A 265-nucleotide genomic window follows, 5' to 3' on the forward strand; every position below is an offset into this window, starting at 1 on the left:
TAGAAGCGGTCGCTTGCGAGAGATAGTTCATCTCCGCCACCGAGGCGGCGATTTCCTCCGAGCTGGCGGACAACTGCTCGGCGACGGCAGAGACGTCGTGGATTTGCTCGGCGACCTGTCTGGCTCCCGATACGATGCGTTGGAAGGCGTCGCTCGTCTCCTCGACCTTCTGCACGCCCGATCTGACTTCGACTCGCACGGCCGACATCGCTTGCATGGACTGCTCGTTTTTGACTCGAATGTCTTCCAGGATTTGCGTGATTTG

Annotated in this window: 1 protein-coding gene; it reads right to left on the reverse strand. The window is 59.2% G+C overall.

Annotated features, from left to right (window positions below):
• A partial coding sequence (locus NLU14_RS22090; protein ID WP_275710653.1) for a methyl-accepting chemotaxis protein occupies window positions 1-265 on the reverse strand: 265 nt, incomplete at both ends.

The organism is Marinobacter iranensis (assembly GCF_029207565.1).
Classification (GTDB): domain Bacteria; phylum Pseudomonadota; class Gammaproteobacteria; order Pseudomonadales; family Oleiphilaceae; genus Marinobacter; species Marinobacter iranensis.